Source organism: Rhodococcus sp. B10 (assembly GCF_011770055.1).
Taxonomy (GTDB): domain Bacteria; phylum Actinomycetota; class Actinomycetes; order Mycobacteriales; family Mycobacteriaceae; genus Rhodococcoides; species Rhodococcoides kyotonensis_B.
This window is the reverse complement of record NZ_JAAFYV010000008.1, coordinates 1-14,158: the sequence shown is the minus strand read 5'-3', so window position 1 is coordinate 14,158 and position 14,158 is coordinate 1. Positions and strand designations below refer to the sequence as shown.

Here is a 14,158-nt window from a genome sequence, read left to right as displayed (position 1 = left end):
CGTGGCACGCGCGCGAGAAGACCGTCAGATCCCCGTCGTTCTCGTTTCGGGCTTTCTCGGTTCAGGGAAGACGACGCTGCTCAATCACCTGCTGCGCAACAACCGCGGGATCCGAATCGGCGTGGTGGTCAACGACTTCGGGTCGATCAACATCGATTCCATGATGGTCGCGGGTCAGGTCGACTCGATGGTGTCCCTCGGCAACGGGTGTCTGTGCTGCGCCGTCGACGCGGCGGAGATGGACACGATGTTCGACGCCTTGGCGAGCAGCGCGTCGAACATCGACGTCATCGTCGTCGAGGCCAGTGGTCTCGCGGAGCCGAGAAACCTGATCCGCCTCGTCCTGGCCAGCGAGAACCGTCGCATCGTCTACGGTGGCCTGGTCGGTGTCGTCGACGGAGTCGAGTTCGCCGGCACTCGTCGGTCGCACCCCGAGATCGACCACCATCTCCGACTCGCAGATCTGGTGGTGCTCAACAAGATCGACCGCCTGGACAGCGCAGAGCGTGCGGTCGTGCGAGACGTGGTGCGCGACATCGTCGGGGAGGTGCCGATCCTCGAGACCGCACACGGACGCGTCGACGCGCAACTGTTGTTCGACGTTCCCGAACGGACCGTCGACCGCACCGCGGCTCGTCAGCTGTCGTTCGACGAGCTTCTGTACGAGGAGGACGACCACTCGTCGCATCTCCACGCCGGCTATTCGACCACGACGTTGTTCAGCGACGAGCCGATGGATCCTCGTCGGTTCGTCGAGTTACTGGAGAATCCGTCGGGTGACGTCTATCGGAGCAAGGGTTTCGTGCACTTCGATGTCGACGGGTACCGCGGCAAGTACGTGCTGATCACGGTCGGACGACATATCCGACTGAATTCGGCGCGATGGGATCCGGGTGAGGTCGAGGCAACGCGGATCGTGCTGATCGGCACCGACATCGACGCCGAGTACGCCGAGGTGCGTTTCCTCGATTGCGTCCGCAGGCCCGGCGACGCGACCGATGCGTCGGCGATGCTGCCGGTGCATCGATACACGTCGCAGAACTGACCTACAGTCCGACCCATTCGGACGTGCCCGCGGCGAACTGCTGACGCTTCCAGATCGGCACCTCGGATTTGATGCGCTCGACGAGCGTCGCACAGGTGGCGAAGGCCTCGGCGCGATGCGCGGACGCAACCGCGGCCACGAGCGCGATGTCGCCGACGACGAGATCGCCGACTCGATGTACCGCGGCCACGGGTAGCCCGGACTCCGATGCGACTGCCGCGCAGCATCGTTCGAGGAATTTCTCCGCGTCGGGATGCGCCTGGTACTCGAGTGCCGAGACCGATTGTCCGCCATCGTGGTCACGCACCACCCCGGAGAAGACGACGACGGCTCCGTGTTCCGGGCCGGACACGGCGGCTTCGACGGCCGCGGCGTCGAGCGGTTCGGACGAGATCCTGGCGAGCATGAACTTCACTGTCCTTCTGTGTCGTCGTGGAGACCGCCGCCCGCTACCTGAGCCAGCAGGTGGTCGACGATCGGATCCAGTACTGCGAGACCGTCTTTCACGCCACCCGGGGATCCCGGGAGGTTGACGACGACGGTCGACCCGGCCAGGCCTGCGAGCCCTCGGCTGAGATTCGCGTGCGGGGTGACGTGGGTGCCCTTCGACCGAATGGCGTCGGCAACGCCGGGAAGCTCGCGGTCGAGAACGGCCGCGGTGGCCTCGGGTGTCGCGTCCGTGGGCGACACTCCGGTACCCCCGGTGCTGACGATCAGCGAGGGCCGCGTCGACAAGGCGTCGTCGAGGCCGGCTGCGATGTCTGCGTCGGCATAGACCAACGGTCCGCGCACGGTGAAGTTGCGCTCGGACAGCCATCGTGCGATCGCCGGGCCGGTCGTGTCCTCGCGGGTTCCGCGCGCGCCGCCCGTCGATGCGACCAGAACGACGGCCGACCGCGGCCCTGCCGGTTCCGACGTCGCGGCTGCGGCGTCGTCGCGCGACCAACGGCCGCGTTTGCCGCCTTCCTTCGTCAGTAGTCGGACGCCGTTCATCGTCGCGGCGGGGTCGACGGCTTTCACCATGTCGTGCAGCGTGAGCCCGGCGACGGCGACAGCGGTCAGTGCCTCCATCTCCACGCCGGTCGCCCCCTTCGTCTTGGCGGTGGCCTCGACGGTGATGGTGGTGTCGGTGAACCCGAACCGGACATCGACGGACGACAACGCCAGCTGATGGCACAGCGGAATGAGCTCGGAGGTCTTCTTCGCGCCCGAGATCCCGGCGATGCGCGCGGTGGCGAGCACGTCGGCCTTGGGCATACCGTCGGCGCGTACGAGAGCGACGACTTCTGCCGTCGTCGCCAATTCTCCTGCGGCGACGGCGATTCGGGTGGTGTCGGACTTCGACGAGACGTCGACCATGCGTGCCCGGCCCTCGGAGTCGAGGTGAGAGAAGCCGCTCACAATGCCACCACCGATACCTCGGTGCCCGCATCGAGGGCAGTGACGTCGGCGGGGACGTCGACGAGCACGTCCGCCCATGCCATCGCGGCGACGAGGTGTGAGCCCGGTCCTGCGACGAGCGAGACATGACCGTCCTGCACGCTGCCGCGGAGGAACTGTCTCTTTCCCCGGATCGAGTCGATCGAATTCTTCAGTGGCACGGTGTGTTTCGGGAGCGGCGACAGTCCGGCCGCCTCGCGGACGATGTCGCGCGCGAACACCACGAACGAGACGACGGTGCTGACCGGATTTCCCGGGAAGTTCAGCACCGGTACACCGTCGACGACGGCTGTGCCCTGTGGTCCGCCGGGTTGCATGCGTACGGATCCGAACGTGCCGCCCATGGGCTCGAGTGCGTCCTTGACGACCTCGAAATCGCCCTTCGAGACGCCGCCGGACGTGATGACGAGATCGGCTGCGGTGACGGCGCTCGCCAGAACACCTCGGAACACCTCGGGGTCGTCGGAACTGCGCAGGACCGCGACGACGTCGGCACCGTTCGCGCGAAGGTGCGCTGCGAGCGTGATTCCGTTGGAGTCGTAGATCTGTCCGGGCTGCAGGTCGCTGCCTGCGTCGACGAGTTCGGCTCCGGTGGTGATCACCGCGACGCGCGGCCGCGAGACCACGTCGACGTGCGACAGTCCGACGGCGGCGAGGACGGCGACGTGCCGGGGCGCGAGCAGTTGTCCCGCGCGTACCAGCACCATTCCTCGGCGGACGTCGCTGCCCTGCTGACGGATGTACTCGCCGGCCTCACGTGACACGTCGATGGTGACGTCGTCGCCGTCACTCGTCGTGTTCTCGACGGGCACGATCGCGTCGGCGCCGTCGGGAACGGGAGCGCCCGTCATGATCTTCAGCGCGGTACCGGGCTGAAGAGTGCGATCGTGCGCACCGCCCGCCGCGACGGTGCCGACGACGCGCAGAACCGCGGGCACCGAGGCGATGTCGGCAGCACGTACGGCGTACCCGTCCATCTGAGAGTTCTCGAACAGTGGCAGATCCACCGGCGACGCGACGTCGGTGTGCGCGACGCGGCCGACCGCGTCGGCGACGGTGACCGATTCGGCGGTCCGATTCGTCATCGGTTGCAACAGTTCGCGGACGTGGGCTGCGTGGTCCTCGACCGAGGCCGCGCTCACGCCGGACACGTCCTGGCAGTCCGAGCAACACATTTCGTCATGTGACCGATCCTAGGCCGGGAGTGGAGCCTGCAGGAACGACCCTATGGTGCCGGGAGTAGAGCCTGCAGGAACGACCCCATTCTGCCGGGAGTGGAGCCTGCAGGAACGACCCCGTTAGGGGGAGCGATCGTCGAGGCTCCGAAGGGAACGGCATACTGGAAGAAGTTTCGACGACCACGTCTGCGTGGAAAGAAGGTGTGCATGACCGTCAGCAGCGTCGTCGGGCTCGGCATCCCTTCGGTGAAGAACACCGCGGTTCCGACTACCGACGATCGACCGAACGTCCCTGGTTTGTTGGACCGTTTCGGGCGTGTGGCTCGCGATCTTCGCGTGTCCATCACGGAGAAATGCTCGCTGCGCTGCACGTATTGCATGCCGGAGGAAGGCCTGCCACCGATCCCGGCGCCCGACTTGCTCTCGGCCGAGGAGATCGCGCGTCTGGTCGGTATCGCCGTCGCCCGCCTCGGCGTCGAGGAAGTGCGGTTCACCGGCGGCGAGCCGTTGATGCGCGCCGATCTCGCGGACATACTCGCGCAGACCTCCGCCCGTGCACCCGGCGTTCCGCTTGCGATGACCACCAATGCGGTCGGCCTCGAACACCGTGCCGAGCGCCTTGCCGCCGCCGGATTGCACCGCGTCAACGTGTCGCTCGATTCGATCGACCGAGCACATTTCGCGGAGCTGACTCGACGCGATCGGCTTCCGTCGGTTCTCGCGGGAATCCGCGCCGCGAAGCGGGCAGGCCTGACGCCGGTCAAGGTGAACGCGGTGCTCATGCCCGAAACACTGCATGGTGCAGCCGATTTGCTCGAATGGTGTCTGAACGAGGGAGTCCGGCTCCGTTTCATCGAGCAGATGCCGCTCGACGCCGATCACGAGTGGGCACGTTCGCGCATGCTCGACGCGGCTCGATTGCTCGACGTTCTGTCCGCCCGATTCGATCTGCGCGAGGTGGGCCGTGAGGATCCGTCGGCGCCTGCCGAGGAGTGGGCTGTCGACGGCACTTCCGACACCGTCGGAATCATCGCGTCGGTCACCCGCTCGTTCTGCTCGGAGTGCGACCGCACGCGTCTCACCGCGGAAGGAACTGTCCGGTCATGCCTGTTCAGCGATTCCGAAACCGACCTGCGTGCGGCGCTGCGCGGGGGAGCGTCGGACGAGGACATCGCAGATCTGTGGCGCGGTGCAATGTGGAACAAGTGGGCGGGCCATGGAATAGATGCGGACGATTTCGTGCCGCCGGCCAGAAGCATGGGAGCGATCGGTGGTTGAGGTTCGGTACTTCGCAGGAGCAGCCGACAAGGCGGGATGCGCGAAAGAGACGTTCGATCTGCAGCCGGGCAGCACGATCGCAGAGCTGAAAGCGGCTGTGGCACACCGGCACGGCGACGTCATGGCGGATGTGCTGCGCGTCTCGGCGTTTCTCGTCGGTGACGACCTCACGCGCGAGGAGACCGCCACGTTCGGCGACAGGGTGGATGTCCTGCCGCCGTTCGCGGGGGGCTAGAGAGCTCGGTCCGAACGGTTCAGTTCTCGGTGGTCCACCAGTCGTCGAAGGGTGTGACCGGTACGGCTCGTTTGTGCCGGGTGTTCAAGAACATTCGCTCGAGCTTCTCGGCGACGTCGTCGTCGACCTCCTTGCCTTCGAGGTAGTCGTCGATCTGGGTGTACGTGACGCCGAGGGCTTCCTCGTCGGGCAGGGCCGGGCGGTCGTCCTCCAGATCGGCAGTCGGTACTTTCTTCCACGTACTCTCGGGCGCTCCGAGTTCGCGCAGCAATGCCGCGCCCTGACGCTTGGACAGCCCCGTCAACGGAGTGATGTCGACGCCGCCGTCGCCGAACTTGGTGAAGAATCCGGTGATCGCTTCGGCTGCATGGTCGGTACCGACGACGACGTAGCCGAGCTCCCCGGCCAGCGCGTACTGCGCCACCATGCGCTCGCGGGCCTTGATGTTGCCGCGCACGAAGTCTCGTGTCGCCTCGGTGCCCAACGCCCGTGCCGCGGCCACCGCCGACGCGTCGGCAGCGTCCTTGATGTTGACCGTGACCGTGCGGTCGGGATCGATGAACTTCAACGAGACCTCGGCGTCGGCTTCGTCGGCTTGTACCCCGTAGGGCAGTCGGACGGCGAGGAACTCGGCCTCTGCCCCCTCGTTGCGCAGCTCTGCTGCGGCTCGCTGACACAGCTTGCCCGTGAGGGTGCTGTCCTGGCCGCCGCTGATCCCGAGAACGAAGCCCTTAGCGGGCGTCGACCGGAGGTACGCCTTGAGGAAGTCGACGCGTCGGGTGATCTCGGTGGCGGGATCGATGGTGGACTGGACTGCCAATTCGCGTTGGATACGCGTACGCAGCTCGGAACGGAGAAGGGCCATCGGGCCATCCTAAGGCGGTCGGTAGGCTGGTGCGCGATGTCTGCCGATACGTATTCGAAGACCGATCGCAGTGCACACCCGGATTTCTTCGCTGCGGAAGCCGCTGGCTTGCAGTGGCTTCGCGACGGGGGAGCAACCGTGGTGGACGTCCTGGACGTCGATCGAACTCACATCGAACTGGAACGGCTGATTCCGACGTCGCCCACCGGCGACGCCGCCCGCAGGTTCGGAGCCGAGCTTGCCGGCGCACACGATGCAGGCGCGCGTCAGTTCGGTTGTCCGCCGGAGGGTTTCACGGGTCAGATGTTCATCGGCGCTCGGCCGATGTCCAGCGTCGAACATCCCTCGTGGGGTGCGTTCTACATCGCCGAACGTGTTCTTCCGTTCCTCCGAACCGCGGTCGACGCGGGCAACATCTCCACCTCGGACGCGGCCGACGTCGAGCGCGCGTGCGGTCCGGTGGCCGACGGGGTGTTCGACGACGCCGACCCGCCCGCGCGCATTCACGGCGACCTGTGGACGGGAAACGTCGTGTGGACCGCATCGGGTGTCGTCATGATCGACCCGGCCGCGCACGGCGGCCACCGCGAGACCGATCTCGCGATGCTCCCGTTGTTCGGTGCGCCGTTGCTGGACGACATCGTCGACGGATATCGGTCGGTGCACCCGCTGCGGGACGGTTGGAAACAGCGCGTACCACTGCATCAGCTGCATCCACTCGCCGTGCATGCCGCCGGCCACGGACCCTCCTACGGAGTTGCTCTACGACGGGCTGCCGACGCCGTCGCACGACTCTCCTGAACCACGTCAGTTGCGAGTAGCCCTCCGCACCAATGCTTCCCATCCGTCGGCGAGGCGTTCCATGGACATTCCGAGGTCGCGGAACTGGTGGAGTACGAGAGTCGCCTCGAGCGGGGTCAACAATGCGTACGCGAGAAGTTCGAGATCGCCGTCGACGCCCGCCGCGCGCAACAGATTCAGCACGTGGGTGTAGTTGACCATGTGGGCAGGCGCGGAATAGCGCAGTCCCGGGGAATTCTCCGCCGCTCGCATCACCTCGCCCTGAACATGGACGAAATCCAGGCGAGCGCGGCCGAAGGCCACGAGGCGGTCGATGGGATCGGCCCCGGGGCCGAGTGGGGGAGGGCCGAACAGAAACGCGGCCTGCAGATCCTTCTCGGTGTGGTCCAGGAGTGCCTGCATCAGGCCCGATCGGCTTCCGAACCGCCGGAAGACTGTGCCCTTGCCCACACCGGCCTTGGCGGCGAGGCCGTCCATGGTCACCGCGTCGGCGCCGACGGTCGCGACCATCTCTGCAGCTGCATCCAGCAGAAGGCGTCGGTTGCGGGCCGCGTCGCAGCGCTCGGTCTCCTCGCCTGCGATGGGGAGCATGAAGTCGGTCACAACGGACAGTCTACCCGGTTGGGAATGAAAGTGGACCGCGGTCCGGTTGAGTGGTAGGAATTGATCGAACACCGGCTTTCACCCATACATCGAAGGAAGATCGTCATGAGCAACGCTCAGGTACTCGCACTTGTCGGAAGCCTCCGCGCCGACTCCGTCAACAAGCAGATCGCCGAGACCGCGGCATCGCTGGCCCCCGAGGGCGCCGAGGTGGTCGTCTACTCCGGCCTGGCCGAGGTTCCGTTCTACAACGAGGACATCGACGTCGACGGCAAAGTTCCCGCCGCTGCTCTCGAGCTGCGCGCCGCCGCCGAGAAGTCCACTGCATTCCTGTTGGTGACGCCCGAGTACAATGGCACGATCCCTGCCGTTCTGAAGAACGCCATCGACTGGCTGTCGCGCCCGTACGGCGCGGGTGCCGTCGTCGGCAAGCCTGTTGCCGTCATCAGCGCGTCCCCCAGTGGCAACGGCGCGAAGTGGGCGCACGACGACGCCCGCAAGGCTGTCGGCATCGCAGGCGGCAAGGTGCTCGAGGACGTCGAACTCACCATCGGCGGCACCATCGACAAGTTCGGTACGGGACACCCACGGGAGAACGCCGAGGTGGCCGGTCAGATCTCCACGGTCGTCACCGAGCTCGTCAAGGCGTCGAACGAACTGGTCAGCGCATAACGACAATCGTTTTCAGGTAGGGTTGTCGCATGAAGGTACGCAACTCGCTGAAATCGCTGAAAGACAAGCCGGGCGCCCAGGTCGTGCGACGTCACGGCAAGGTGTTCGTCATCAACAAGAAGGAGCCTCGCTTCAAAGCGCGTCAGCGCTGAGACGTGGAAGCGCGTCAGCGCTGAATGGGCTTCCTCTGCCGGACCCCCGAACTCGCGAAGTTCGGGGGTCTCGCACGTTTCGGGCCGGGTGAGCTCGGGGCACTCCAGTGAGACGGTGCGGACGGAGAGAAGGCAGTTTTCACCCTTTGTGTGTGGCGTGTCGGCTTGCGTGCCGACGGCGGGCGGCAGTCGTCGTCTTCTGTGTTCGACGTCACCGCGAGCCTGTGATCTGCGACACGCTGACGTGACCACGACGTTCCGAGATGCGTAGGGCTATGACCAGGAATTTCATCAATGTTGTTCGCAACATCTCGTGTTGTAGGTATATGTCGGCCACTAGGTGTAGTGTTTGAACCGTCGAGAGGCCACAACGCGACAAGCCGCTGATCCCACCGGGCGATGGGCTTGTGCAGCGGGTGGAACTCCTGCCGAGATCGCGGAAATTGTGAACGTTCACGGGTCTGGGCAAGTCGACGAGTTCGAAGACGAACGCGTCGGCTCGAACGCTCGACAGAACACGCAGCGCATATCGACATCTCGGACACTTACCGCGATTTCGGCCAGGGAGAAGGGACCCCTCATGAGCATCACCGTCTACACCAAGCCCGCCTGCGTTCAGTGCAATGCCACCTACCGCGCCCTCGACAAAGAGGGCATCGAGTACACCGTCGTCGACATCTCGCAGGACCCCGAGGCCCGTGACTACGTCATGGCGCTGGGCTACCTGCAGGCTCCCGTCGTCGTCGCCGGTGACGAGCACTGGTCGGGCTTCCGCCCCGACCGCATCAAGGCGCTCAGCGCGAGCGTTGCTTGAACAGAAAATGGAGATGAGCAGGTGTGACTTCCGCTCTCACTCCCCGGTCGACGCATCCGATCGTGTACTTCTCGAGTGCGTCCGAGAACACGCACCGATTCGTCGTCAAGCTCGGTCTTCCGGCCAGTCGGATTCCCCTGCATCATCCTGAGAACTTCGTGGTGGATCAGCCGTACGTGCTGATCGTGCCCACCTATGGCGGGGGAATGACGTACCTGGGACGTGACACCAATTACGTTCCCAAGCAGGTCATCAAGTTTCTCAACCAGAAGCACAACCGATCTCTGATCAGAGCGGTCATCGCAGCGGGCAACACCAACTTCGGTGACTCGTTCTGCTTTGCAGGCGACGTCATTTCACAGAAGTGCGCAGTTCCGTATCTCTACCGATTCGAGCTGATGGGCACGCCCGAGGATGTTCACCGAGTACGCGATGGGCTCGAGGACTTCTGGGAACGCGAGTCCCGCCGCGCAGAACAAATTCACTAGTCACACACCGGAACACACGAGGAACTGGAGCGATCGCCGTGGCACCGACCATCACAGAGGCAGCACCCGTCAAGGCCGATCGGTCGGCGAGCGACCTGGACTATCACGCGCTGAACGCGATGCTGAATTTGTACGGACCCAACGGCGAAATTCAGTTCGACAAGGACCGCGAAGCGGCCAACCAGTACTTCCTGCAGCACGTCAACCAGAACACGGTGTTCTTCCACGACCTCGACGAGAAGCTCGACTACCTCGTCGAGGAGAACTACTACGAGCCCGAGGTGCTCGACCAGTACTCGCGCGAGTTCGTGAAGTTCCTCATCAACCACGCGTACTCGAAGAAGTTCCGGTTCCCGACGTTCCTGGGTGCGTTCAAGTACTACACGTCGTACACGCTGAAGACGTTCGACGGTAAGCGCTACCTCGAGCGTTTCGAGGATCGTGTGTGCATGGTCGCGCTGACGCTTGCCGCCGGCGACGAAGCTCTCGCAACCGATCTCGTCGACGAGATCATCGCCGGTCGGTTCCAGCCGGCCACGCCGACGTTCCTGAACTCGGGAAAGAAGCAGCGCGGAGAACCCGTGTCGTGCTTCCTGCTGCGCATCGAGGACAACATGGAGTCCATCGGTCGTTCGATCAACTCGGCTCTGCAGCTGTCCAAGCGCGGAGGCGGAGTTGCGTTGCTGCTGAGCAATATTCGCGAGGCCGGCGCGCCGATCAAGCGCATCGAGAACCAGAGCTCCGGCGTCATCCCGATCATGAAGCTGCTCGAGGACTCGTTCTCGTACGCCAACCAGCTCGGTGCGCGTCAGGGAGCGGGTGCGGTGTACCTGCACGCCCATCACCCCGACGTCTACAAGTTCCTCGACACCAAGCGTGAGAACGCCGACGAGAAGATCCGTATCAAGACGCTGTCGCTCGGAATCGTCATCCCGGACATCACGTTCGAGCTGGCGAAGAAGAACGAAGAGATGTACCTGTTCTCGCCGTACGACGTCGAGCGCATCTACGGCGTCCCGTTCGCCGACATCAACGTCACCGAGAAGTACTACGAGATGGTCGACGACAGGCGAATTCGCAAGACCAAGATCAAGGCACGCGAATTCTTCCAGACGCTCGCCGAGCTGCAGTTCGAATCCGGCTACCCGTACATCATGTTCGAGGACACCGTGAACCGGGCGAACCCGATCGAGGGCAAGATCACGCACTCGAACCTGTGCTCGGAGATCCTGCAGGTCTCGACGCCGTCGCTGTTCAACGACGATTTGTCGTACAGCCATGTCGGCAAGGACATTTCGTGCAACCTCGGCTCGCTGAACATCGCGAAGACGATGGATTCGCCCGACTTCGGCAAGACGATCGCCGTCGCGATACGCGGATTGACGGCCGTCTCCGATCAGACGCACATCTACTCGGTGCCGTCGATCGAGCAGGGCAACAACGACTCTCACGCCATCGGTCTCGGCCAGATGAACCTGCACGGATACCTCGCTCGAGAGCGCATCTACTACGGCTCGACCGAGGGCATCGATTTCACGAACATCTACTTCTACACGGTGCTGTTCCACGCGATCCAGGCGTCGAATCAGCTCGCCAAGGATCGAGGGTCGTACTTCAAGGGCTTCCCGCAGTCCAAGTACGCGTCGGGTGAATTCTTCGACAAGTACACCGATCAGGTGTGGGAGCCGAGCACGGCGCGCGTCGCCAAGCTGTTCGCCGACGCCGAGGTACACATCCCGACGCAGGACGACTGGACCGCGCTGAAGAAGTCGGTGCAGGAGTACGGCATCTACAACCAGAACCTGCAAGCCGTCCCGCCGACGGGGTCGATCTCGTACATCAACAACTCGACGTCGTCGATTCACCCCGTGGCGTCGAAGATCGAGATCCGCAAGGAAGGCAAGATCGGTCGCGTCTACTACCCGGCGCCGTACCTGACCAACGACAACCTGGACTACTACCAGGATGCGTACGAGATCGGCTACGAGAAGATCATCGACACGTACGCCGCGGCGACGCAGCACGTCGATCAGGGACTGTCGTTGACGCTGTTCTTCAAGGACACCGCGACGACCCGCGATATCAACAAGGCGCAGATCTACGCGTGGCGCAAGGGGATCAAGACGCTGTACTACATCCGTCTGCGTCAGATGGCCCTCGAGGGCACCGAGGTGGAGGGTTGCGTCAGCTGCATGCTGTAGTGAGCAGTGCTCACTGATCTAGACTGAGTCGAACCGACGCAAGGACATTTCATGACAGCAGCACCGCATTCGCCTGCGGACGGGGCGAAGATCAAGCTCATCGACCGCGTCTCCGCGATCAACTGGAACCGCGTCCCGGACGACAAGGACGCGGAAGTCTGGGAGCGGCTGACCAGCAACTTCTGGCTTCCCGAGAAGGTCCCGGTCTCGAACGACATCCCGTCGTGGCAGACGCTGACCGCTACCGAGAAGCAGTTGACGATGCGGGTGTTCACCGGCCTGACGTTGCTGGACACCATTCAGGGCACGGTCGGCGCCGTCAGCCTCATTCCCGACGCCGTCACCCCGCACGAAGAGGCCGTCTACACGAACATCGCGTTCATGGAGTCGGTGCACGCCAAGAGCTACAGCTCGATCTTCTCGACGCTGTGCTCCACGCGCGACATCGACGACGCGTTCCGCTGGTCCGAGGAGAACTCGAACCTGCAGCGCAAGGCAGAGATCGTTCTCGACTACTACAAGGGCGACGACCCACTGAAGCGCAAGGTCGCGTCGACGCTGCTCGAGTCGTTCCTGTTCTACTCGGGCTTCTACCTGCCGATGTACTGGTCGTCGCGCGCAAAGCTGACCAACACGGCAGACCTGATCCGTCTGATCATCCGTGACGAGGCAGTGCACGGGTACTACATCGGATACAAGTACCAGCGCGGACTCGAAAAGCTCACCGAGGCAGAGCGCGAGGACCTGAAGGCGTACACGTTCGAGCTGCTGTTCGAGCTGTACGACAACGAGGTCGAGTACACCCAGGACCTCTACGACGAGATCGGTCTCACCGAGGACGTCAAGAAGTTCCTGCGGTACAACGCCAACAAGGCGCTCATGAACCTGGGCTACGAGGGTCTGTTCCCGAAGGACGAGACCGACGTCAACCCGGCGATCCTGTCGGCGCTGTCGCCGAATGCCGACGAGAACCACGACTTCTTCTCCGGATCCGGCTCGTCGTACGTCATCGGCAAGGCAGTCAACACCGAAGACGAAGACTGGGACTTCTGATCCTCCGGTAGTTGTCGCGACGGGGACGACCCCCGGGCCGTCACGAGCCCGGGGGTCGTCCCTGTTTGCGTATCTTCTCCGCGTCCTTCGGCATTCGTCCCTGCTCCGTCAACGCTCGACGAAGCAGGAACTCGATCTGTGCGTTGGTGCTGCGGAGGTCGTCGGCGGCCCAGCGGGCCAGTGCGTCGTGCACCGCCGGGTCCAGCCGCAGCAACAGCTTCTTACGTTCGACTGCCATGGGTCACTGGTAGAGCGATCCGGTGTTCACCACGGGCTGAGTATCCCGGTCGCTGCAGAGGACGACGAGCAAGTTCGACACCATCGTGGCCTTTCGCTCCTCGTCGAGTTCGACGACGTGCTTCTCCTCCAGTCGCGACAGCGCCATGTCGACCATTCCGACGGCGCCCTCGACGATCTGCTGACGGGCTGCGATGACGGCGCCGGCCTGCTGACGTCGCAACATCGCCTGGGCGATCTCCGGTGCATAGGCGAGACGGTTGATACGCGTCTCGACGACCTCGACGCCTGCCGACCTGACCCGGGCGTGCACCTCCTCGGACATCGCCGCCGTGATCTCGTCTGCGTTCTCGCGCAACGACATTCGACCTTCGGCGTCGTACGGATAGCTGCCGGCGATGTGCCGCACCGCCGATTCGGTCTGCACGGCCACGAATTCTTCGTAGTCGTCGACCTGGAACGATGCCAATGCGGTGTCCGCCACCTGCCAGACGACGATCGCCGATATCTCGATCGGGTTGCCGTCGGCATCGTTGACCTTCGACTGACCCGTCTCGTGATTGCGGATACGGGTGGAGATCGCTCTACGGATGGTCAACGGGTTCGTCCATCGCAGCCCAGGCGTGCGGAGCGTTCCGCTGTACGAACTGCCCAGAAGTTGCAGCACCCGAGCCTGATTCGGCTGCACCAGGGTGAGACCCATCAATGCCGTCAGCGCCACCAGAAAGATCACGACGCTGCCGATGACCCCCGGGATCGATTCGGACAGGATTGCAGGAACGAACACGGCGATGCTTCCGAGGAAGAGAAGGGTGCCGGCCCCGAGCATCCACCAACCGGGCAGATCCCAACCGGGGCGTTCGGCAATCGTCGTCGTGGGGGTGCCCGTCGGCTTCTCGGCGACGGTCGTGGGTGTGGACATTTCGGTCTCCCTGCGTCGTAGTGATACTAAAGTGATATCACATTTCCGCCGCACGTACCGACCGAATGTCACGTTCGGTCACTCGGAGTGAGCAAGGGACGCCCTCGGTCCGGCCGGGGTGGGGGCGGGATGCCAGCGAGGGGCGTCCCCTGCTCACTCCGAGTGACCGAAGGC

The 14,158-nt window shown here is 64.1% G+C and carries 17 protein-coding genes; 10 read left to right on the top strand and 7 right to left on the bottom strand.

Going from position 1 to position 14,158, the window contains the following annotated elements; translation table 11 throughout:
* Position 1: 1 nt before the first annotated feature.
* A complete protein-coding gene (locus tag RhoFasB10_RS07235) occupies positions 2 to 1,045 on the top strand; it encodes a GTP-binding protein (RefSeq protein WP_167675801.1) in 1,044 nt (347 codons plus the stop codon).
* Position 1,046: 1 nt separating this feature from the next.
* Here the strand turns inward: RhoFasB10_RS07235 and RhoFasB10_RS07230 are convergent, their stop codons facing one another.
* The 3 genes from RhoFasB10_RS07230 to glp are packed head-to-tail and all read right to left on the bottom strand — an operon-like array spanning position 1,047 to position 3,627.
* Positions 1,047 to 1,460 carry a molybdenum cofactor biosynthesis protein MoaE gene (locus RhoFasB10_RS07230; protein ID WP_157105206.1) on the bottom strand — a complete coding sequence of 138 codons (414 nt, stop codon included), beginning with the start codon at positions 1,458 to 1,460 and terminating at the stop codon, positions 1,047 to 1,049.
* Positions 1,457 to 2,446 (bottom strand): bifunctional molybdenum cofactor biosynthesis protein MoaC/MoaB, encoded by a 990-nt coding sequence (moaCB, locus tag RhoFasB10_RS07225; RefSeq protein ID WP_167675798.1) that lies wholly within the window; start codon positions 2,444 to 2,446, stop codon positions 1,457 to 1,459. Before moaCB ends, RhoFasB10_RS07230 begins: the two co-directional genes overlap by 4 nt.
* The gene (gene glp, locus RhoFasB10_RS07220) at positions 2,443 to 3,627 is read right to left on the bottom strand and encodes a gephyrin-like molybdotransferase Glp (RefSeq protein WP_346764362.1); all 1,185 of its coding nucleotides are present in this window, start codon (positions 3,625 to 3,627) and stop codon (positions 2,443 to 2,445) included. Before glp ends, moaCB begins: the two co-directional genes overlap by 4 nt.
* A 243-nt stretch (positions 3,628 to 3,870) precedes the next feature.
* Here glp and moaA point away from each other — a divergent pair, with 243 nt between their 5' ends.
* Together moaA and RhoFasB10_RS07210 are read left to right on the top strand one after the other, a co-directional pair.
* Positions 3,871 to 4,941: a GTP 3',8-cyclase MoaA gene (gene moaA / locus RhoFasB10_RS07215; protein ID WP_068421319.1), complete on the top strand. Its 1,071-nt coding sequence runs from the start codon at positions 3,871 to 3,873 to the stop codon at positions 4,939 to 4,941.
* Positions 4,934 to 5,176: a MoaD/ThiS family protein gene (locus RhoFasB10_RS07210; RefSeq protein WP_068421316.1), complete on the top strand. Its 243-nt coding sequence runs from the start codon at positions 4,934 to 4,936 to the stop codon at positions 5,174 to 5,176. Before moaA ends, RhoFasB10_RS07210 begins: the two co-directional genes overlap by 8 nt.
* A gap of 19 nt (positions 5,177 to 5,195) precedes the next feature.
* On the opposite strand, the gene nadE is transcribed toward RhoFasB10_RS07210, so the two are convergent.
* Positions 5,196 to 6,041 (bottom strand): ammonia-dependent NAD(+) synthetase, encoded by an 846-nt coding sequence (gene nadE, locus RhoFasB10_RS07205; RefSeq protein WP_068421313.1) that lies wholly within the window; start codon positions 6,039 to 6,041, stop codon positions 5,196 to 5,198.
* 36 nt (positions 6,042 to 6,077) lie between these two features.
* Between nadE and RhoFasB10_RS07200 the strand changes: the two genes are divergently transcribed.
* A complete protein-coding gene (locus RhoFasB10_RS07200; protein WP_068421310.1) occupies positions 6,078 to 6,842 on the top strand; it encodes a fructosamine kinase family protein in 765 nt (254 codons plus the stop codon).
* 6 nt (positions 6,843 to 6,848) lie between these two features.
* Here the strand turns inward: RhoFasB10_RS07200 and RhoFasB10_RS07195 are convergent, their stop codons facing one another.
* Positions 6,849 to 7,445, bottom strand: a complete 597-nt coding sequence (locus tag RhoFasB10_RS07195) for a TetR/AcrR family transcriptional regulator (RefSeq protein ID WP_068421585.1) — start codon at positions 7,443 to 7,445, stop codon at positions 6,849 to 6,851.
* Between the two features lie 105 nt (positions 7,446 to 7,550).
* Between RhoFasB10_RS07195 and RhoFasB10_RS07190 the strand changes: the two genes are divergently transcribed.
* The 6 genes from RhoFasB10_RS07190 to nrdF all read left to right on the top strand — a co-directional run bounded on the left by RhoFasB10_RS07190 (position 7,551) and on the right by nrdF (position 12,825).
* Positions 7,551 to 8,117, top strand: coding sequence for an NAD(P)H-dependent oxidoreductase (locus RhoFasB10_RS07190; protein WP_068421306.1), 567 nt, complete (start codon positions 7,551 to 7,553; stop codon positions 8,115 to 8,117).
* 29 nt (positions 8,118 to 8,146) lie between these two features.
* Positions 8,147 to 8,269, top strand: coding sequence for a type B 50S ribosomal protein L36 (ykgO, locus tag RhoFasB10_RS07185; protein WP_068421304.1), 123 nt, complete (start codon positions 8,147 to 8,149; stop codon positions 8,267 to 8,269).
* A 580-nt stretch (positions 8,270 to 8,849) separates the two neighbouring features.
* Positions 8,850 to 9,083, top strand: a complete 234-nt coding sequence (locus RhoFasB10_RS07180) for a redoxin NrdH (RefSeq protein ID WP_068421582.1) — start codon at positions 8,850 to 8,852, stop codon at positions 9,081 to 9,083.
* 23 nt (positions 9,084 to 9,106) lie between these two features.
* Positions 9,107 to 9,571 carry a class Ib ribonucleoside-diphosphate reductase assembly flavoprotein NrdI gene (gene nrdI, locus RhoFasB10_RS07175; RefSeq protein WP_243636881.1) on the top strand — a complete coding sequence of 155 codons (465 nt, stop codon included), beginning with the start codon at positions 9,107 to 9,109 and terminating at the stop codon, positions 9,569 to 9,571.
* Positions 9,572 to 9,609: 38 nt separating this feature from the next.
* Positions 9,610 to 11,772: a class 1b ribonucleoside-diphosphate reductase subunit alpha gene (gene nrdE / locus RhoFasB10_RS07170; RefSeq protein WP_068421301.1), complete on the top strand. Its 2,163-nt coding sequence runs from the start codon at positions 9,610 to 9,612 to the stop codon at positions 11,770 to 11,772.
* 51 nt (positions 11,773 to 11,823) lie between these two features.
* A complete protein-coding gene (gene nrdF, locus RhoFasB10_RS07165) occupies positions 11,824 to 12,825 on the top strand; it encodes a class 1b ribonucleoside-diphosphate reductase subunit beta (protein ID WP_068421299.1) in 1,002 nt (333 codons plus the stop codon).
* A gap of 40 nt (positions 12,826 to 12,865) precedes the next feature.
* Here nrdF and RhoFasB10_RS07160 read toward each other — a convergent pair whose 3' ends face one another.
* Both RhoFasB10_RS07160 and RhoFasB10_RS07155 read right to left on the bottom strand, forming a co-directional pair.
* A complete protein-coding gene (locus tag RhoFasB10_RS07160) occupies positions 12,866 to 13,063 on the bottom strand; it encodes a hypothetical protein (RefSeq protein ID WP_068421296.1) in 198 nt (65 codons plus the stop codon).
* A gap of 3 nt (positions 13,064 to 13,066) precedes the next feature.
* Positions 13,067 to 13,984: an SPFH domain-containing protein gene (locus tag RhoFasB10_RS07155; protein ID WP_068421292.1), complete on the bottom strand. Its 918-nt coding sequence runs from the start codon at positions 13,982 to 13,984 to the stop codon at positions 13,067 to 13,069.
* Between the last annotated feature and the right edge of the window lie 174 nt (positions 13,985 to 14,158).